This window comes from Nitrosomonas eutropha (genome assembly GCF_003201195.1).
In the GTDB taxonomy this organism is placed as follows: Bacteria; Pseudomonadota; Gammaproteobacteria; order Burkholderiales; family Nitrosomonadaceae; genus Nitrosomonas; species Nitrosomonas eutropha.
This window is the reverse complement of record NZ_QICQ01000039.1, coordinates 1-19,272: the sequence shown is the minus strand read 5'-3', so window position 1 is coordinate 19,272 and position 19,272 is coordinate 1. Positions and strand designations below refer to the sequence as shown.

Genomic DNA, 19,272 nt, shown 5'->3' with positions numbered 1-19,272 from the left:
AAACGGTATTATTACGACTCACACGATCAGTTGAAGGCCCATCTCCATCGCTTTGTGATGGCTTATAACTTCGCCAAAAGACTAAAAGCTCTCAAAGGCCTAACACCCTATGAATACATCTGCAAAATCTGGAAAAATGAGCCAGATCGTTTTATCTTTGATCCATTCCAGCACACCGTGGGACTAAACAGCTTAGATGCCGATGGGTACATTTTGTCTGGTCTCCTGAATACACTCTCTTGCGCCTGGCAATCAGAATTCGACCCGAGACACAATTTTGAACATAACAGGTGCGCCAACGCCTAGTAATCCGTTACCTGCAGTACTCCAATAATTACTGTTGGTTACGTTATCCACGACTGCCTGAACCGTGGCGCGCTTGCCTGCAATGCGGGTCGTGTAACGTGCGCCCAGGGAAAGTATTGCATAATCATCTACAAAGGCCTGATTGGCACTGTTCACGGGCCGCCTCCCTACGTAATACACGCCACTGCTGAGCGCTAATCCAGGTATGCTGGTCGGACGGTATTCTGCGAAGAGGCTGGCAGTACGTTTCGGTGTGTTATCCGGTATTTTGCCAAATGTCTCGGCATTGGCTTTGTTCAATTGTTCCGATTCCATAAACAGCGCGGATCCGATGAGCGACAATTGTTTCGTCACCTCGCCAGAGGCTGATAACTCAAAGCCGCTGTATTGGGCCATGCCGTTAAGAACGAAACGATTGGCCGCATCTACGGTTGTCGAAGCGCGTTTGATGTCAAAGTATGCAACTTGGAGCAATATACCTTGCGCGACAAGTGCCTTGACACCCACTTCCTTTTGCTTTGATACTGCTGGCGCCAGGATTTCCCCGTTATTGGCGCGATTGGCGGGTGCTTGTCCGCTTTCCTCTACGCCTTCAATATAGCTTGCGTACATTGATACGTTGGGAATGGGCTTATACATCAAGGATAACGACGGATTAATCCTGTCGGCCTTATAATGAGTAGTCTTGGCAACACTCTTATAGAAACTACCGCGTGCCCCCAGCATGATTTGCAACTTGCTACCAATCAAGATCCGATCAGATATATACACGCCCAGATCCGTTATTTTTGATCGGTTTGCACTAAATGGAGTGGTAGGAGATTGATGTGCAATATCAATGGGATTGTATAGATTCTGCGCGGTATCGAATGTGGATGAAGTGCGAGGATTCTGTCTACGTTCGTTGCCGGTAAACCCCACAGAAACCTCATGGGTAATGAATTGACCAGGAAATCGTCCAAATACTTCGGTGCGAATGTTCTGATTATCCCAATTTTGGCCACGGTTGAAGAAGGTACGCAAGGTACCCGCGCCGGTAACAAGATTGTAATCCTGAAACTGGGAGAAGTTACGATCCCGCCTGGTTTCCGCCCTGCCGATCTCGAACAGTAATCCCCAATTGTCGCTTATGGCGTAATCTGCACGAAGCAGCAGGTTGGTTGCCTCGGCATCATACTTTTGCCATTCTCCGGCGAGATTACGGCGGGCATCCGGAACAGGTGGTAAGGTTATGACGCCGTTGATTGCTGCAGGAGCTCGAATTGCTGCCTGTTCAGAAACCTCCTTACGGTAATGCTCTACATCCAATTTAAGGGAAAGTTTATCCGTGACCCGCCAGTCAAAAGCGCCCGAAACAAGGGCGCGGTGACCGGAAAAGTTGCGGATGCCGATATCCTCGCGCCCGGCAAGAAGATTGATGCGTGCCCCGAACTGTTGTTCGCTGCCGAAGCGCCGCCCCAGATCAATATGCGAATTGGCGCCACCATACATATTCACCATCAACGAAACGTTTGAAACAGGATCCTTACTCGCGCGTTTAGTTACCAGGTTGACGATACCGGATGGTGGGACGAAACCATAATATAGTGATGAAGCGCCTTTGAGTACTTCAACACGCTCCTTGTTCTCCATCGGGATATCAATCAGGTTAATGATCGGCAAAGATCCGTTGAGCCGATAATTACTGCGGTTTTCCACAAGAATGCCGCGAATCGCAATATTGTCGTAAGTCGAACCGTTTAATTGCGAACGTGTAACCCCCGCCGTATTACGTAATGCACCAAATATGCCGGTTGTGGCCTGTGCGTCAAGCACTTCTCGTGTGATCACATTACTGGTCTGTGGTACATCGATTGGTGCCATATCCCGAAATGTTCCAACCTGGACAAAATCGGAGTTGAAACTTCCTATCCGTTCGCCAGTCACCGTTACAGCGGGGAGTTTTTGTCCTGCCTCAGCTTGATCGGCTTCAGTTTCAGTTTCAGCTTCCGCCAGCTGAATCCAGAATATCAATAAAGATGCAGCGATTACTGAGCATAAATTAATTTTCATAATTACCAATAGCTCTCTTCACGTTAAATCCTTATTCATAGTCTAAATATTGCTTACCAGTTGTTGCCGTACATGGTTTCATGTTGGGGATTAAACACATGGCGGGTACAGACAAAGCAGATATGATTGTCTCGCCCTGTAACATCGACACCGATATGTTGCAAATGGGAACCGGTGATGAGTGGTTTTCGACGGATATAACTCTCCGCTCCTGGCGCAACGTACGATTTCATGCGGATTGACCAAATAGCCTTGGTGTGGTGATGAGTATGTTGCTTCTTGCGCCATATGAGTCAGGTTCACGCGAAGCAGAATATCCGCCACTTCGCGACAGCACTGCGCAATCCAGTTGGGACGCAACGATACTTGGAATACTATAATTGATATTGCTCATAGCCAATATTCCCGATATATCGGGTAAAAGTTAGCTGGCTTGCCCAAGACGGGCTGGCGAGCTATAGAATTGTTAATGCGGAAGAATACCTGGAAAACCATTCAGACCTCTGCTGCCAGCGAAGAGAAATAAATGTATCGCTCTCATAAATTAACCGTCTGGCAGATAGGCTATTACTTACCAGCAGTAGTTTTTGCAATCAATAGTAAGAATGATTCTTATTGTATTTATTAAAATACAATAATACAAGTTTTTATCAGTTACCCGTATTGAATTATCCCAAGTTGTTTTAAGAATCTGTTCAAAGTCTCAGGAAGTGTGAGAAGGTTGGGTGATGAGGTGATCACGGCGCAGATCGCCAGGAGAAATGAACTGCACACTTTTGCGGCCATTCCCAAGCGTTGGATTATGAAACGAACTTTTTAATGGCTGGGAAAATGCCGGCAATTATGGAAGCGCTGCGAGCACAAACTCAATACCAGCCTGCAATTTATCCACCCGGCACTTTTAACGCTATAGCCCAGAAGAGCATAAACAGGTTCTTACAAAGAACGATTGCTGAGATATCAACGTATAGAGTGAGCACATAAGAAATCTTTCGTCATCTCGACCCAGAATACAAATCTATTCACCCGGTTTAGCCGTGTCCCCATAATATTTCTCTCCGATCCGGATGCGTTCCCTGCCATTTTTTTCCCGCCAGCTATTAGTATCGCGCAGTGAATAAGCACAGCCACAGTATTCCTGCATGTAAAATTTCTCCCGTTTACTAATTTCCAGCATGCGTGCGGAGCCTCCTTGCTTGCGCCAGTTATAAGTCCAGTAGGTAACGCCGGGATACTGCGCAGCGGCCCTTACGCCGCTGTCGTTAATCTGCTCCATATTCTTCCAGCGGGAAATACCCAGTGAACTGGAAATAACATCAAATCCATTTTCATAGGCATACAGCGCTGTGCGTACAAACCGCATGTCAAAACACATAGTGCAGCGGATGCCCCGCTCCGGTTCCATTTCCATACCTTTTGCCCGCTTGAACCACTCATCCCTGTCGTAATCAACATCGATAAACGGGATGCTATGCTCTTCCGCAAAACGGATATTCTCATCCTTGCGTAAATCGTATTCTTTGCGCGGATGGATGTTTGGATTATAAAAAAAGATGGAAAAATCAATCCCGGAAGCCATGATGGCCTCCATCACCTCACCCGAACAGGGTGCACAGCAGGAATGCAGCAGCAATTTTTTACCGTTTTCCGGCAATTCCAGTTTTCTACGTTCCATTTTTCAATTCACCTGTACGCTGTTATTCAATTGTTGCATTATAGACCCGGCTAATACTTTACTGAATCACTCGACGGTTTTATAAACTTCAAAAACAGTACCATAAACAGGCTTTGCAGGATCCGATAGAATCAACAGAATATGACGACAGGAAATAAATCCAATCTATGTTCACTTCTTTAAGGTTAATCAATTTCAAAGCCTGGGAAGACACCGGAACGATCGCACTAAAACCGGTGACTGTATTACTGGGCACCAATTCATCCGGAAAATCTTCACTTATTCAGAGTCTGCTGCTATTGAAGCAAACGGTGCAGTCCCCGGATCGCTCGGTTCACCTCAACCTGGGGGGCGATGAAACTAATGATTTGTTTAATTTTGGCAGCTTCGATGATGTATTGAAACGTGGCACACAATCTCCACGCGAATTTTCAATTACATTTGCTTTTGAGGCATATGAACAGTCACGGGTAAACGAAGGGCGATTTTCCTGCAGCTATCGACAAACTGCAGTGGGTGCCGCCGCCATTCAAGAACTGGCACTCTCCACCGGCGCGCACCGTTTTCGTGCGGTACGGAAGGAAAAAGAAAACTATGCCATCTTTATTGCTGATGAAACCCGGCCATGCGCTAAAGACAAGAATCTCGCACCTGAACGCTCCATTGCACTTCCTGCTGAGGCGATCGCCACACTAGGCAGCAATGGTGCTATCGCTGAAGATCTGAGCCTTGTCATCCGGCGTGAGCTGGAAAATATCTGCTATCTTGGCCCGTTCCGGCGCAAACCAGAACGGGATTACGTCTGGAACAAAACCACGCCCGGCCAAATTGAAAGTGATGGCCATCGCACTATCGATGTCCTACTGTCCGGTGCATTGAGCAAAGATGGGAAACAGAATGAAATTCTGGATGGGATTTCTTACTGGCTGGCACGGATGAAAGTGGCAGAAAAACTGACCATCAAACAGCTTGGCCGTTCGTCCCGTTACGAAATTATAGTGCATAAGGATGGCATTGCCGCCAATCTGCGCGATGTCGGCATTGGCATCCCGCTAATCCTGCCTGTGCTGACTGCAGGTTATTTTGCACCTCCAGGTAGCACCGTGATTCTGGAAGAGCCTGAAGTCCACCTGCACCCGCTGGCACAATCGGTGCTAGCAGAATTCTTTGTAAGGCTGAGTCGGTCACGCCATATTCAATTCATCGTGGAAACACACTCAGAACATCTGTTTCGTCGAATGCAAACACTGATTGCACGGAAAGAAACATCGGCAGAACAGATTGCCATGTTGTTTGTGGAAAGAGTGGCAGATAACGCAATATTACGGAAACTGAAAGTGGATGAATTTGGCCGAGTAAACAATTGGCCACAACACTTCTTTGGCGACGCACTGGGCGAAACACGCGAACAAGCCCGGCTAATGCTTGCCCGCCAGCAAGAACAAAATTAATCAGTGAAGCAACGATATGTGGTCGATACCAATGTCTTGATCCTTGCCAGTGTGGTGAATCCCGTTATGCCGAAAGATATCGACACAACACCGGAAGACCCCGCACTGCAGTTCCAGGTATGGCAATGGCTAGTTGAATTTGAAAATAGCCCGGCAAGGCTGGTGCTGGATTCAGCCGGAAAGATCAAGGAAGAATATGACAACAAGCTCGGATTCAACGATTACGGGATTCAGGTTGTCATCCATAAATGGAGCACTTTGGCCGTGGATAATGTGGAGATTCAATACGATGCTGACGGCCATGCCATATTACAAGCACCGCTGGATTTAGTGGTACACGATCTGGCCGATCGAAAAATGGTCGCCGCCGCACTGGAAGCTATGAAGCACTATGGAGAAAGCGCTATCGCCTTCGCCGGTGATACCGATTGGCATGACTGGGAACAAGCATTGCTACAAGCGGGGTTATCACTGGAACCTATCATTGAAGACTGGTCTCGCGCCAAACACGCGGAAAAGGCCAATGGGAGATAACCATGACCGAATTCTTCCGTTTCCCTAATACCCCTCACCTGCTTTGGTTGGGAAAAGGCCAGCCGAGGGATGACAAGCTGTTATCCGATTCCGAAATTGCCATGCTGCTGCAGGATGAAGTGCTGATTGAGGAAAAACTGGATGGTGCTAATCTGGGTATTTCTCTGGATGAACATGGTGAGCTGCGCGCGCAAAACCGAGGTCAATATCTGCCACAACCTTTCACCGGCCAATTTTCTCGTCTGAACAGCTGGCTTGGTCAGCATGGAGAAGCTCTCAGACAAACTCTGACACCGAAACTGATCCTGTTTGGGGAATGGTGTGCGGCCCGGCATTCACTCGATTACAACAAGCTGTCGGACTGGTTCCTGCTGTTTGATGTTTATGATCGAGAAGCAGGAAAATTCTGGAGCGTTGAACGACGCAATCAATTGGCTCGACAGTTGAATCTCACTACTGTGCCATTGCTGAAACGCACAAAAGTAACACTCGATCAGCTGATTCAATTACTGAATGATGCAGAAAGCCGCTACCGTAACGGTAAAGTTGAAGGTATTGTCATTCGCTGTGATTCGCCCCTTTGGTGTGAAAACCGGGCCAAACTGGTCAACCGGGAATTTGTCCAGACAATCGAAGATCACTGGCGCAGCCGGGCAATCGAATGGAACCTGGTGAATACCGGATCAGCGAAATACACATCATGAATAGCTATGTGATAACCGGTAACAGAATCAAGCTACCGGGGAGAAAATCATGTCAAATCTGAAAGACCCAAGAGTATTATTTGCTGCTGAGCGCACTTTACTTGCCTGGAACCGTACCAGCCTGTCACTGATTGCGTTTGGTTTCGTGGTGGAACGCGCAGGCAAGCTTACGCTCGCCATTTCACCAGGAATTATCAGCCCAGGCCAGCTGACAGGTATGTTATGGCTGGGCCTGGCTTTCATTGTTCTGGGTGCAATTACCTCCGCCCATGCTGCCCGCCAGTATGCAATTGTCCTTCAAACGCTTACGCCGGATGAGTTCCCGCCGGGTTATACGGCGAAATGGGGGCTTCTGGTGAATCTGGCAGTCGCCCTACTCGGACTGATACTGGCATTGGCGCTCTGGCTGTGGCATTTATATTGAGCAGCACGAGCATCCTCGCAGCGCCAATCGTAAATCTATTTCAGATCTACCCCACTTCACCCATTGGAATTTCCAACGCCCTGGCAACTCCTTCAGCATAAGCTCTATCTGCATTCAGACAATGGATAATATGCCGGAGCTGGCTTTCACGGGAGGCTTCACCGATAGCACGCGCAGTATTGTCGAACAGTATCTGCTGTTGCGCGGGGCTCATGAGCCGGAACAGATTACCCGGCTGGGTATAATAATCTCCATCCTCACGATGATTCCAGTGAGCGGCTGAGCCTTCTAGTGCCAGAGGGGGTTCTGCATACCCGGGCTGTTGCTGCCACTCCTGATAACTGTTCGGTTCATATCCCAGCGTACTGTCGTGATTACCATCAACGCGCATAGTGCCATCACGATGGTAGTTATGAAAAGGGCAACGTGGTGCATTGACCGGAATCTGGTGATGATTGACACCCAAGCGATAGCGCTGCGCATCACCATAGGAAAACAGTCGTCCCTGCAACATTTTGTCTGGTGAAAAACTGATTCCTGGTATGACATTCGCCGGATTGAATGCCGCTTGTTCAACTTCGGCAAAATAATTTTCCGGATTACGATTCAACTCCATCACACCAACCTCAATCAATGGGTAATCCTTGTGTGGCCAGACTTTGGTCAGATCAAACGGGTTATAAGAAAGATCGGCCACATCACTTTCCGGCATGATTTGCACAAATAAGGTCCAGCGTGGAAATTCGCCGCGTTCAATGCTTTCGTACAGATCACGCTGATGACTTTCCCGATCCTCGCCAATCAGTGTTTCCGCCTCGGCATCAGTCAGATTCTTGATACCCTGCTGTGTTCTGAAATGAAACTTCACCCAGTATCGTTCTCGCTGGGCATTGAGGAAGCTGAAAGTATGGCTGCCAAAACCATGCATATGCCGATACGTTGTAGGAATACCGCGATCGCTCATGACAATGGTAATCTGGTGCAGAGCTTCCGGCAGTAATGTCCAAAAATCCCAGTTATTGCGTGCACTGCGCAGATTAGTACGAGGATCCCGTTTCACGGCATGGTTGAGATCCGGAAACTTCAGCGGATCACGCAGAAAAAATACTGGTGTATTGTTCCCCACTAAATCCCAATTGCCTTCTTCAGTATAGAACTTGATGGCAAAGCCGCGAATATCCCGCTCTGCATCAGCAGCGCCACGCTCCCCCGCCACCGTGGAAAAGCGGACGAACAATTCAGTTTTTTTACCGATTTGCGAAAAGATTTTTGCCTGCGTGTAACGGGTAATATCGTGTGTCACGGTGAAGGTGCCGTAAGCACCGGAGCCCTTGGCATGCATCCGGCGCTCGGGAATCACTTCACGATCAAAATGCGCAAGTTTTTCCAGAAACCAGACATCCTGCAGTAACATCGGGCCACGCGGCCCGGCAGTCATGACATTCTGATTATCCGGCACCGGTGCACCGGCACTGGTCGTCAATTTCCTTTTGCTATCATCCATTTTTCTCTCCTTCCGTAAGTTTTACATCAGGCACCTTTTTTTCTGCTACTGGAAGCAGATCTTGTGGTAGATTTACTCACTATCCGGCGAAATCTCCGGATAGCAAAAAACACGATTGTCAAGACAATTGGAATCGCAATACCGGTCATCAGCTCTATGTCAATATCCAATCCTGCTGCTTTGGCGGCTCGCAGACCATATCCCGTGATGCCGAGCAGATAGTAGCTCAACACAACCACTGACAGCCCTTCCACAGTTTCCTGCAGCCGCAGTTGCAGGTAGGCCCGGGCATCCATCGATTTGAGCAAATCACGAATCTGTGATTCCATCGAAATATCCACCCGTGTACGCAGCATGGAAGTGGCCCGCTCCACACGCAATGACAGCGTATCAAGTTTAGATCGCACCAGATCAAAGGTGCTCATGGCAGAGGTGACCCGCTGCTTTCTGAATTCATACAGCATTTGCAGGCCTTCAATTCGTTCCTCACGCAGCTCGGTAATCCGCTGCTGCATGATGATGTGATAGGTATGTGATGCACTGAAACGATGACTGGATTGAGCTGATATTCTTTCGATTTCTGTGGCCAGCGCAGTCAGCTTCACCAACGACTGCTGTTCATCCTCAATCGAATTGGGTGTGGCGTTGGTCGTCATCAACTCTATCAGCTGGTCTCCGTATTGCTCCAACTGAGGAATAATTTCGCGCGTCATGGACAATGGCAAGATGGTAAGCATGCGATAAGTTTCAATCTCCAGCAACCGCTGTACCAGCCTGCCAACCTGGCGACTGCGCAAGTTATCATCGTGCACCAGAAAACGGGTAAACCCGTCCGGATGGATCTGGTTATCACTCCAGACACTGGCGCTGCCTGCCGAGACTTTAGAGCCGATGACGGTATTGGATGAAAACAAGGTAGCCAGTTCACTCATACTGCGGCCGGGGCGCCTGCGATCTTCCAACACAATATGCGTTGCAACCAGCAATTCTCCAGGTAATTTCGCCAGCCATTCCTGCGGAACATACGCAATGGCTGGCTGGGCAAAGGGCTCATCAAACGGGCCTTCCCTGTAGAACGTATAGGTAGAGTATTCTGTATGCCGTTCCCAGCGCAGATGAAAATCACCCAACTCAACACTTAATTGATCAAAAGCGCCATTGAGAATCCGGATATCGAAATGTTTGCACAACTCAATAACCAGCCCGCGCTCCCTGTTCACCCACTGCCTATCAGAGAGCAAGACCAGATGAGAAAGCTGCAACGGAATATTAACCAGCTCATAGACATCTGCATTCAGTTCATCATGCAGCATCTTCCGCTCGAAATATTCCGGAATATCCGTTAGCCCGCTTTTCAACAAAGTATCAGTCATAATCTGAAAAAATTTTCTGATGATTGAAAATCTGTTAATTCCAGAAATCCAGTAAAAGTTTAACCCCCAGCAAATAAAGCAGACCTGCAAAAATTTTCCGGAGTGATGCTGCCGGAAGAATATATGCTGTTCTGGCTCCCAGCGGCGCAGTTACTATACTCGTCAGCGCCACTATAATCAGCGCGGGCAGATAAATATATCCTAATGAATAATCCGGCAGTTGCTTATTTTGCAACAAACCATTGGCAGCATAACCTGCCGCACTGGCTAACGCTACTGGAAACCCGACTGCAGCAGCCGTTCCAATGGCATGATGTAACCTTATCTGACAAGCCACAAGAAAAGGTACCGTCAGCATCCCGCCCCCGATAGACACCAGGCCGGATATTGCGCCAATTACACCGCCTGCAGCAAACATGCCGATTTTTCCCGGCAACGTATAATTTTTTCCTGGTTTGAGGTTAAACCACATCCGTGTGGCTGCAAAACTGATAAACAAGACGAGAATAATACTCAATATTTGGCTTGAAAGATGGCTGGCTAAAGTTGAACCGGCCAGTGCGCCAGCGACAATTCCGGGAGAAATGTAGCACACAACCCACCAGTTCACTGCACCATGGGCATGATGTGCACGCAAACTGGAAATTGAGGTCAGGGTAATAATTGCTGTTGTCGTTCCCAGCGCCATGTGCAAAACACGGTCATCCGGGAAGCCCAAAGATATGAAAATGGAAGCCAGCACCGGCACCATCACCAGGCCACCGCCAATACCCAGCAACCCGGCAAGAAAACCGACTATTCCACCTGTCAGCAGGTAAACCAGCCATGCTTCCATGCCAGGGATACCTCGTCGGTAGTTTTAAGCAAGCCTAGAAATGTTGGGAACAGGCAAATATACGGCAGCATCACTGCTCACAGCTTTGCCTCGATGAACTTCCATTCCGCCGGATCAACAGGGGTAATGGACAGCCGATTGCCCTTTTGCAGGATGCGCATCCCTGCCAGTTCAGGGTAGCTTCTTAACTCTTTTAGGGAAAGCAGCCGGGTTTTTCTGACAAACCGGATTTCAACATTGAACCAGCGCGGATTTTCGCGTGTAGCTTTCGGATCGAAATATTTACTGACGGGATCGAACTGTGTTTCATCAGGGCAGGCAAGCCGGGAAACTTCCGCAACACCAGCAATCCCCGGCTCGGGGCAGCTTGAGTGATAGAAAAGAACCAGATCACCCACCTGCATCTGGTTACGCATGAAATTACGTGCCTGATAATTGCGTACGCCATCCCAGGCAACGGTTTGTTCCGGTCTCGCAGCTAATCCATCGATACTCATTTCCGATGGTTCGGATTTCATCAGCCAGAAACGCATGCTTTTACAGATAAAACTTAAAGAGAATCAAAACTTCTGACTAAGAGGATCCCCGCGAGTGCCGTCAGGCTGCTATCTTGAACCACAGGTTCAAGAGTGGCCGCCCGCCGGCCGCATCAGGCGCGCTCTGTAAACAGAGTGCGCACAACAGCAACCATTGGCTAGCAGCCAGATACAAAGAATTGGTTCAAAGAACGCAAGCCTTAACAAACACCGCAGGGAATAAACTTGTTGCAACTGCTCCGGTATAAACAAATCATTTAATTTTGTTTTCAGAATTTGTCCATCCCGTACAATTAAACTTCAATAACTTGATTTTACGCTTAAATCCCGGCATGTCAAAATCATGCTTCTTCCACCTTATCTACAGATAGCAGTGAAAAACATAAATTGAAAATTATCAGATCAGTGATGATCGGATTTGATAAGGTCAATTGCCCGAAGCCAATGCACCGCCAAATCATTTGCATCAAGATTATGGTGCCGGGATTGCATCTTGTGCTGGTTGCTCCAGCATACGTACTCCACATCTCGGCCAGGTTTGCCGAAGATTTTATATACAACGGGCATGATTGGGACATGATCGCCATACCAACACAAACTAGCCGGGCGCTCGCATTGTTCTAACCCTCGGCGCAAGTCGGCGACCATTCGATCAGCGTTACGTATATGGCGCAGGTAGATCGTCAAATCGTCGCAACCAGGTGGCGGCGGCACGGAATACAACTCGTTGATATCGGAAGGCGCCACGCGCTCAAGATGTAGTGGTCCATGATTTTCCATAGTGATGGCAAAAATGAACACCGGCTCCCGAGCCTTTGTCAGCACATCCATGATCTTTGCAGTCACGGCAGCGTCGCTAATATAAGGGCCATAGCGCTGCATCCTGTCAAAGGTACGTATATCCATAAATTCGTCAAAATCCAGGCCGGATACACTCGATTGCGCCGATAAAAACTTGCCGGATAAGGATGTATACAAATTGTGCGATAACCCAGACATTTCAGATATGCTGCCAGTGATGACACATCACTGGCAGCCGCAATCGCTCGATAAGGGTTAAAACGATGAACGCCCAGCTTGTCATCGCCAATTCCGGAAAGAAAGGCAAACTCGGTACGTACCGTATTGGCTCCCCAGGCGGGAACCTTCAATTTTCCATAGGCCACAGCATCACCCTTAAGGCGATCAAATTCGGCAAGCATTCCAGAAAAAATTCCCGGATAAAGTGACCTCGGATCAAAGAAAGATTCGCTCTGAACTGCTACCAGATGCGGCAAGTCATTATCGGATTTTCTGTGCACATGAAAACCAAAAGGAGATACCGCAGCCAAAGGTGCGCGCTCCTCTTCAGCATAACGCCAAAGACTTGCCAGCAGACCCAGTGCACAGACATCCCGCTCCGGATTAAAGCTGACCGGAAGTTTCTTCTGCCTTCCCGCCAGCAAGAGCAACAAGCCAAGAAAAAAAATTACAACAATTGCCCCCAATTGCCCGGACAACATCCATCGCTGAGCCGGGGTTGATTCACCCCAGAATCCGATAGCCACGGCCAGAACAAAACCAGTAGCTGAACCGAGAAACTTGCCCCAGCCCAGAAACGGGATATAGAGACGCGGGTGACGAATCGCATCAGTGAAATATTCGTAATCCTGGAAAACAAAAGGCTCATACAGTGCATTAACCTTGGCATTGTTCACCAGTACCAGCATCAGCAGGAATGCCGATACCACCGCCGCTGAAAACCAGGGGCGCCCCAGCAGCAAAACTATCAGAGCATAAGCCAATAACCACAAGCCGCCATGTAATGCCCAGGCAGCCCAGTGTCGCCGCAATGGCGGACGGGGTATCATGAATTGTTCTATCCCCACCGACAACATCAGGCCCGTCAGCAAAGCCGCTAATATCGAAATAAATTCCGACTCAGGCACCATAGCCCAGCCAGCGTACAATCCGGTGCGATAACGCTGCCGGCAGCACGGCCAGCCACCAGGTACCCCAGTTCAATGGAAACGGGAAGCTGATGCGTGCCTGGTCACGCGCCAGCCCACGCTGAATTGCCAAAGCCGCCTGTTGCGGTGACCATACCCAGGGTTTAGGCCCCGGCATGGCATCGCACATGGAGGATTCCACATATCCGGGCATAATGACATTGATATGAATACCCTCGGGGGACAACCAGCCACGCAACGCTTCTCCATAAGCCTTGATGCCCGCCTTGCTGGCGCTGTAGGCAGGGATCATGGGCAACCCGAAATATCCCGCCAGGGAGCTCATGAACGCGATCTGACCCGTACCACGCTCCCGCATCGCAGGCAAAACAGATTGAGCAATCAGCATGGAAGCTTTCAGATTCACATCTAGCAAAGCTTCCACCTCACCCCAAGGTTCGGGTTCGCCTTGGCTGCCAACATGCGTATTCATGCCAGCATTAATGATCACCACATCCAGTGCACCCAGATTCTTCAGCCAGTCATGCAAAGCTGACAAATCACACAAATCCAGTGATTGCGTAATCACCTGGGCACCACATGCGGCGCAATCAGCTGCAACCTGAATCAGACGATCCTGTCGGCGGCCGTGCAGATACAAAACAACACCAGGGCGAGCATAGGTCTGTGCCAGAGCAGCGCCAATTGCACTGGTCGCTCCCGTAATCAATACCCGTTTATCACACTGCTCCAGGTTAATTGTTCTCCTGAATTCCTGCGGCATCCCGGTATCATTTTTAATCTCAGTCATTTATTTGATTGAACGTTCTTCTTGCCAAAAACCAACCAGCATCATGCCAAAACCCAGACAAGCCGTCACGCTGATCGGAATCAGAAAGTAATTTGCCTTCTGGATTGCCACCCACAAAGTTATTGCAGAATAACCAAATGAAAACCCATCTCCCATCCACAAAATTTTATGGACGGGTGGTCTGATAACACTTTTTTTGCTTCCCCCCTTGAGCGTACGATGAAAATCACCATGCACTCCAAACAACGCACGCATTCCACCAGCAAAGTAATACCACGCCATGGGCAAAAACATAGCAACGTAAAGATAGGTTTCCCACAAAGTGCGCAAAATACCCCGTTGTTCCCCAATGTGAGCTCCCTTACGTGCGGCAAATACATTATTCAGCCCCCATATCGCTACAAAACCAAAAAAAAGCCAAGCTACCCAATGGATTCCCAATCCTTCAAAATCAACCAGATAACTCAGTGGTAAACACAACAGCAGCAATATATAAATGGATGCCAGCAACAGTGATGAAAACATCATGGCGATCGCATGCAAACGTTGCATCAATGGCATACGTTGCCGGAACATCTGCCGCGCGTGCTTGAAAGCGCTGTGAATCAATCCCCTGCCCCAGCGCTTCCGCTGAACCCGGAAGGCACTGGTCGTTTCAGGCAACACCGACATTGACACCACGTCACGCATATAAGCATATTTCCAGTTTCCAAACTGAGCCCGATAGCCTAAATCCACATCCTCGGTCACTGTGGATGCATTCCATCCTCCCAGGGATTCAACACAGGCTCTGCGCCACACACAGGAACTGCCGGAAAGAGAAGCCATGTCTCCATCTTCGCTCAAACCCACCGTAACATACTGCTGGTGCCCCATTTCCATGGCCTGAAAGCGGGTCAAAAAAGAAGCGTCACGATTTTCATAGCCGATCCCGGTTTGCAAAAACCCCAACTGTGGATCCTGAAAATAAGGAACAGTCCTGAGCAGAAAATCTTCCTGGGGTATAAAATCAGCATCAAAAATTACATAAAACTCACCGGATGACTGGCGAATACCATTGAGCAGATTGCCTGCCTTGTAGCCCTCATTGCTCGCACGCCGGACGTAACGAATCGAAACTCCTAAATCCGCATGATAGTCAATCCGTGCCTGGGCAAGCGTTGAAGTATTATCTGTTGAATCATCCAGCACCAGAATTTCAAGAGAGGAAGTTGGATATTGCAGCCGACAAACTGCATCAATCAGACGCACTATCACTGCTGCTTCATTGTAGATAGGCAGCAGCACGCTGACCCGTGGCCAGACGGGCAATGCCAACATACCAGGTAATTGGGAAACCAGCTCCGTCAGTTTGTGACGCTCAACCCGACGTGAAATCCCCAGTACGCGCAATTCCAGCAGTACATACAAGATAAAACAAACCACCACCAGAAAGAAAACAGCCTGGGCTGCATAGGAAAGCACAGTCAGCATCAGCATCCTAAAACTTCACGACACTGCCAAGCTCACCCAGCCGATGCGCCCAGGTATGATGTTTGCGTACATAGCGTGCACCTGCTTCCGCACGCGCCATGTCATCTGTCGATGGGCCATGGCGCAGACGTGTAAACAGCTCACATGCCTGTTCCAGCGTACTGACTACATGACAAAAATCGCGAAAATACCGATCAATCGATCCACTGGGGTTGGTGACTGCAATTCCACCACAAGCCAGAATCTCCAGCAGGCGGCGCGACACCATGGTATCTGAACCGGTTACTGAATTCACATTCAGCGAGATCACATGGCTCTTATAAACACGGGCTGTCTCACTATGAATCACATGAGGATGCAGCTCCAGATGTTTATACCTTGGAAAACGGAATTCCATAAAACTTGATAACCGGCCATGATTACGATCGAATATATGCATCTTCATCCCGGCTTGCTCTGTTGCACCGAACATCATGTCCAGAAAACGGCGGCGCTCATTCAGGATACGACGGTAATAACTACCCATAAAACACGCTGTATGATGATTAAAATGAAAACCATCGAAAGCATGGAGGCGTGGCTGATACGGCATCATCAGTACATTTACGGGCACCCCCGCCGGCAATGCACGGCGATAGCGCGCAAGGCATGCTTCATCTGTTGTAAACACAAAATCAAACGCACTGGCCACATGGATGAAGGCATCGAAGAAAGCACCATCATCCTTGTTCCAGAATACCGTAGGGATACCCCGGGAACGGGCATGTTCCACCAGTTTAAAAATAGCTTGTGGCTGTTTCAATCGCAACCAACGCGGCTGCTTTGCCAACTCATAACGCCAGCTACCCTTCGCACCATGAAAGGCGGATTCTACAAACACCAGATCAGGCTGCCAGGTATCAAGTATTTCCTGATAATTTGATGGCGTCAGACTCATCACCCGGCATTCCACGGAGAGACAGTCTGTCGTGAAATGATCTGCTACCAGCGCAATCTTGAGTTTTGCGAAAGGCCCCTCCAGTTCAGCATCCTCTGGCGCCACCGGATGATTGTAATAAAGCGAACCAATCCCGCGAATGACACGGCCAATCATGATGCTTCAATCCTGAAGTTATTCAACAACAATCACCTCGGTAGCGATGCAACAATGAGAGGCATAAATCTCTCCCAGTTGCGCTGCGATACAGCGTAGTCACGCGCTCGCACACCCAATTTTTTCAAGTGATCCGGCCGGGCCAAGGCTTCATGGATCACTCGCGCCAAATCTTTTACATCACCCGATCGGAAAAACCAACCCGTCAGATCAGCCCCCATTTCATCCCGAAATACCGGCAAATCCGGCACAATCACCGGTTTACCCATGGCCAGCGCTTCCACCAGCTTGATCGGTGGCACGATTTCACACACCTCGTAAGGTTTGCGCGGGATACAGACCAAGGCACAGCGGGCAATCATCTCCCTTACTTTATCGGGTGACATACGACCAAGAAATTGCACCTGCTGTCTCAGTCTCAAGCGTTGCGCCAGCACTTCCAGATCCTGGCGCGCCTCACCATCGCCAGCGATGCGCACCTGGATCGCTCTACCCTGTTTCAGCAGATCGGCTGTGGCTTCCAGCAAGATATCCAGGCCCTCATAGCCGATCAACGAACCGGCATAACCAATCGTATCCGGCTCCACCAATACCGGATCAGCCATCTGAAATTTTTTCGGATCCACACAATTAGGTAACAACCTGATTCGCTCCGGTGAAACATCCCAGTTTTTCTGAACATAGTGGCCAAGTTGCTCTGAAATAACAAAAAGCTGATCCGCATGACAGGCCACCAGCTCCTCCAGTGCCAATCCCTGCCGATAAGCCTGCGAACCCTTAAAATCAGGTTGGCGTGATATACGAGTCAGCTCCCACAATCCGCGCATTTCGTAGTGAAAGGGAATACCCAATTGCCGGGCAGCCAGTAATGCCGGCAAAGCACTGACATGATTGGAGGCAGCATGAATCACAGCCACCCGATGCTGCCTGGCCAGTTTTACCACTGTTTTTGCACCTTGCAGAGCGTACAGCAGCACGGGTCGATTATTCGCGGGGGTTGTTGCATGGCCATAACGTATATCGTCTATCACTATCTCATTGCCCATCGCATCACACAGACGATCCTTACGATCCCACGGATAACCTGGCCTTGTGTATGCATGGACCCGAACACCAACATCACGCAGCGCACGCATCACCTCGTGGGTACGGGTGGTATAACCGCTGATGTGATAAGGCCTGGCACTGGCAGCAACATACAATAGACTACCTTGCTCCGCTGCATAATTCGGCCGGGCTGCCGCCGCATGTAACCGCCAACCAAGGGAGCGACAAGTTACTTGCCGACTGAATGCCAACCAGGGCTCAACAACACAGGATTGCAACAAGTTTGGCGTCATGCCTAACCAGCTTTCTTTTTTACAGATAGCGGCGGCAGCCATTCTGCTAAAGACAAATCCACCTCATCAGGTGTCGTGATTATCCCACGCGCATACAAATCCAGAAAGTCTGCCGTAGTGATAATTTCGTAGTCCTTACTCAATCGTTTCAATAGTTTGCGGTACCCTTCAATGCGCGCATCATCCTTGTACACCCCGTGACCATTTTCATCCCAATACAATAAAGACCAGGAATGTAATAGCAACACAGCAAAATCCGGGTTATTACTGAACATATTGAACAATAACCGCCCCCACCAAGGGCTGAAATGAAAATAGCTGGATTCGGGGTACGTCAAGCGCGCCCACCACTGATCCTTGCCCACCTTGGGGAAAATGGCCTTCTCCGTCATGGGAATTTCAATCACACCATTGGACCAGGCAAATGGCTGATTGGTCGGCACGCTATACACACACTGTCCAGCACGTACAGCACACATGGAGTTATTAAAGGACAACGGGATACCCGCCGAGTGTAAGGCGCGGATTGCATGAGCATTCCAGCGAAAAGAACCAGCCCGGTGAGCCAGTACAGGCTTGCTGGTAATCTTGGAAAAATCAGCCCCCCAAAATGCTGTATCACGAATTCCGCGCGTGCATCATCCCGGTACTGATTCATGTACTGGGGTTTGCTGTCATAGCCATACTCATCCCAGAAACTCTTGGGCAAGTATTCCGGATGCGTATGCAGCTGCACATCCTGCCCCATCGCATCCAGCCAACGAACCACCTCCAGAGTTTCGCCCAGATAGGAATAGGCCCCACACAAATCTACGAAATAGATATGTTTAGCACCGAATTCATCACCGATGGCCGCCATTTCACGGATCCCTGCCGTACCATTCTCATGCTCACCCCACATCAACCGTTTGACGTGATCCTGCGAAGCTCGCCTGGGAAGAGCCTCCGTATCCACCGTCAGCATCAGATAGCGATTTTTACCAAGCATTCATTATCCAAAATTCAAATGTAGTATTTCCTGCCATTCCTGCGGATTCAATAACCCCGCAGCTACTGGTACTACTAAAGCATCCCGATACCGCCAGGCCAGGTGACGGCGTTTTCTTTCCCGATAAGATGCTCCTTCACCACTCAGTTCTGAGAACCTGTTCAAAGTCTTTTGAGTAGAAGGGCCAGGAAGGCCAGGTGAATAAACTGCAAGCTGGTGTTGAGTAAGCGCTCACAGTTCTTCCA

At 49.2% G+C, this 19,272-nt stretch carries 17 protein-coding genes, 1 other RNA gene and 4 pseudogenes; 6 read left to right on the top strand and 16 right to left on the bottom strand.

Features of this window, described 5'->3' with window-relative positions; genetic code table 11:
* A pseudogene (locus C8R14_RS14205) lies at positions 1–306 on the top strand (hypothetical protein); the annotation flags it as partial.
* Here C8R14_RS14205 and C8R14_RS11745 read toward each other — a convergent pair.
* A complete protein-coding gene (locus tag C8R14_RS11745; RefSeq protein ID WP_011634993.1) occupies positions 253–2,358 on the bottom strand; it encodes a TonB-dependent siderophore receptor in 2,106 nt (701 codons plus the stop codon). The pseudogene C8R14_RS14205 and the gene C8R14_RS11745 sit on opposite strands and share 54 nt — an antisense overlap.
* Positions 2,359–2,411: 53 nt before the next feature.
* Positions 2,412–2,591, bottom strand: a complete 180-nt coding sequence (locus C8R14_RS13390; RefSeq protein WP_143032857.1) for a hypothetical protein — start codon at positions 2,589–2,591, stop codon at positions 2,412–2,414.
* A 503-nt stretch (positions 2,592–3,094) separates the two neighbouring features.
* Here C8R14_RS13390 and C8R14_RS11740 point away from each other — a divergent pair.
* Positions 3,095–3,271 (top strand): annotated as a pseudogene (locus C8R14_RS11740) (IS5/IS1182 family transposase); the annotation flags it as partial.
* Positions 3,272–3,376: 105 nt separating this feature from the next.
* Here C8R14_RS11740 and C8R14_RS11735 read toward each other — a convergent pair.
* A complete protein-coding gene (locus C8R14_RS11735) occupies positions 3,377–4,033 on the bottom strand; it encodes an epoxyqueuosine reductase QueH (protein ID WP_011634994.1) in 657 nt (218 codons plus the stop codon).
* A 167-nt stretch (positions 4,034–4,200) separates the two neighbouring features.
* On the opposite strand from C8R14_RS11735, the gene C8R14_RS11730 reads away from it, so the two are divergent.
* Genes C8R14_RS11730 through C8R14_RS11715 form a run of 4 tightly spaced genes read left to right on the top strand, consistent with a single transcriptional unit; the run spans position 4,201 to position 7,146 of the window.
* On the top strand, positions 4,201–5,484 hold the full coding sequence (locus C8R14_RS11730; protein ID WP_011634995.1) for an AAA family ATPase: 1,284 nt from the start codon (positions 4,201–4,203) through the stop codon (positions 5,482–5,484).
* A gap of 3 nt (positions 5,485–5,487) precedes the next feature.
* Positions 5,488–6,018 carry a hypothetical protein gene (locus C8R14_RS11725; RefSeq protein ID WP_011634996.1) on the top strand — a complete coding sequence of 177 codons (531 nt, stop codon included), beginning with the start codon at positions 5,488–5,490 and terminating at the stop codon, positions 6,016–6,018.
* A gap of 2 nt (positions 6,019–6,020) precedes the next feature.
* On the top strand, positions 6,021–6,722 hold the full coding sequence (locus C8R14_RS11720) for an RNA ligase family protein (protein WP_011634997.1): 702 nt from the start codon (positions 6,021–6,023) through the stop codon (positions 6,720–6,722).
* A 49-nt stretch (positions 6,723–6,771) separates the two neighbouring features.
* Positions 6,772–7,146: a YidH family protein gene (locus tag C8R14_RS11715; protein WP_011634998.1), complete on the top strand. Its 375-nt coding sequence runs from the start codon at positions 6,772–6,774 to the stop codon at positions 7,144–7,146.
* A 46-nt stretch (positions 7,147–7,192) separates the two neighbouring features.
* Here the strand turns inward: C8R14_RS11715 and C8R14_RS11710 are convergent, their stop codons facing one another.
* From C8R14_RS11710 to C8R14_RS11655, 13 genes and pseudogenes are all read right to left on the bottom strand, one after another.
* Positions 7,193–8,650 carry a catalase gene (locus tag C8R14_RS11710; RefSeq protein WP_011634999.1) on the bottom strand — a complete coding sequence of 486 codons (1,458 nt, stop codon included), beginning with the start codon at positions 8,648–8,650 and terminating at the stop codon, positions 7,193–7,195.
* A 26-nt stretch (positions 8,651–8,676) separates the two neighbouring features.
* The gene (locus C8R14_RS11705; RefSeq protein WP_011635000.1) at positions 8,677–10,023 is read right to left on the bottom strand and encodes a DUF3422 family protein; all 1,347 of its coding nucleotides are present in this window, start codon (positions 10,021–10,023) and stop codon (positions 8,677–8,679) included.
* Between the two features lie 34 nt (positions 10,024–10,057).
* Positions 10,058–10,858, bottom strand: coding sequence for a sulfite exporter TauE/SafE family protein (locus C8R14_RS11700; RefSeq protein WP_011635001.1), 801 nt, complete (start codon positions 10,856–10,858; stop codon positions 10,058–10,060).
* Positions 10,859–10,935: 77 nt separating this feature from the next.
* Positions 10,936–11,391 carry an EVE domain-containing protein gene (locus tag C8R14_RS11695; protein WP_011635002.1) on the bottom strand — a complete coding sequence of 152 codons (456 nt, stop codon included), beginning with the start codon at positions 11,389–11,391 and terminating at the stop codon, positions 10,936–10,938.
* Positions 11,392–11,436: 45 nt separating this feature from the next.
* A non-coding RNA gene (gene ssrS, locus C8R14_RS11690) (6S RNA) lies at positions 11,437–11,616 on the bottom strand.
* A gap of 180 nt (positions 11,617–11,796) precedes the next feature.
* Positions 11,797–12,896, bottom strand: a pseudogene (locus C8R14_RS11685) (LTA synthase family protein).
* A 418-nt stretch (positions 12,897–13,314) separates the two neighbouring features.
* Positions 13,315–14,133, bottom strand: coding sequence for an SDR family NAD(P)-dependent oxidoreductase (locus C8R14_RS11680; protein WP_011635003.1), 819 nt, complete (start codon positions 14,131–14,133; stop codon positions 13,315–13,317).
* Positions 14,134–15,606 carry a glycosyltransferase gene (locus C8R14_RS11675; RefSeq protein ID WP_110332625.1) on the bottom strand — a complete coding sequence of 491 codons (1,473 nt, stop codon included), beginning with the start codon at positions 15,604–15,606 and terminating at the stop codon, positions 14,134–14,136.
* Between the two features lie 7 nt (positions 15,607–15,613).
* Positions 15,614–16,699 (bottom strand): CgeB family protein, encoded by a 1,086-nt coding sequence (locus C8R14_RS11670; protein WP_011635005.1) that lies wholly within the window; start codon positions 16,697–16,699, stop codon positions 15,614–15,616.
* 32 nt (positions 16,700–16,731) lie between these two features.
* The gene (locus C8R14_RS11665; RefSeq protein ID WP_011635006.1) at positions 16,732–18,039 is read right to left on the bottom strand and encodes a glycosyltransferase family 4 protein; all 1,308 of its coding nucleotides are present in this window, start codon (positions 18,037–18,039) and stop codon (positions 16,732–16,734) included.
* A 2-nt stretch (positions 18,040–18,041) separates the two neighbouring features.
* Complete coding sequence (locus C8R14_RS13820; protein WP_204987550.1) at positions 18,042–18,482, bottom strand: polysaccharide deacetylase family protein; 441 nt, start codon at positions 18,480–18,482, stop codon at positions 18,042–18,044.
* Positions 18,443–19,027 (bottom strand): polysaccharide deacetylase family protein, encoded by a 585-nt coding sequence (locus C8R14_RS13815; RefSeq protein ID WP_204987551.1) that lies wholly within the window; start codon positions 19,025–19,027, stop codon positions 18,443–18,445. The genes C8R14_RS13820 and C8R14_RS13815 overlap by 40 nt, the downstream gene beginning before the upstream one ends.
* 161 nt (positions 19,028–19,188) lie before the next feature.
* A pseudogene (locus C8R14_RS11655) lies at positions 19,189–19,272 on the bottom strand (IS5/IS1182 family transposase); the annotation flags it as partial.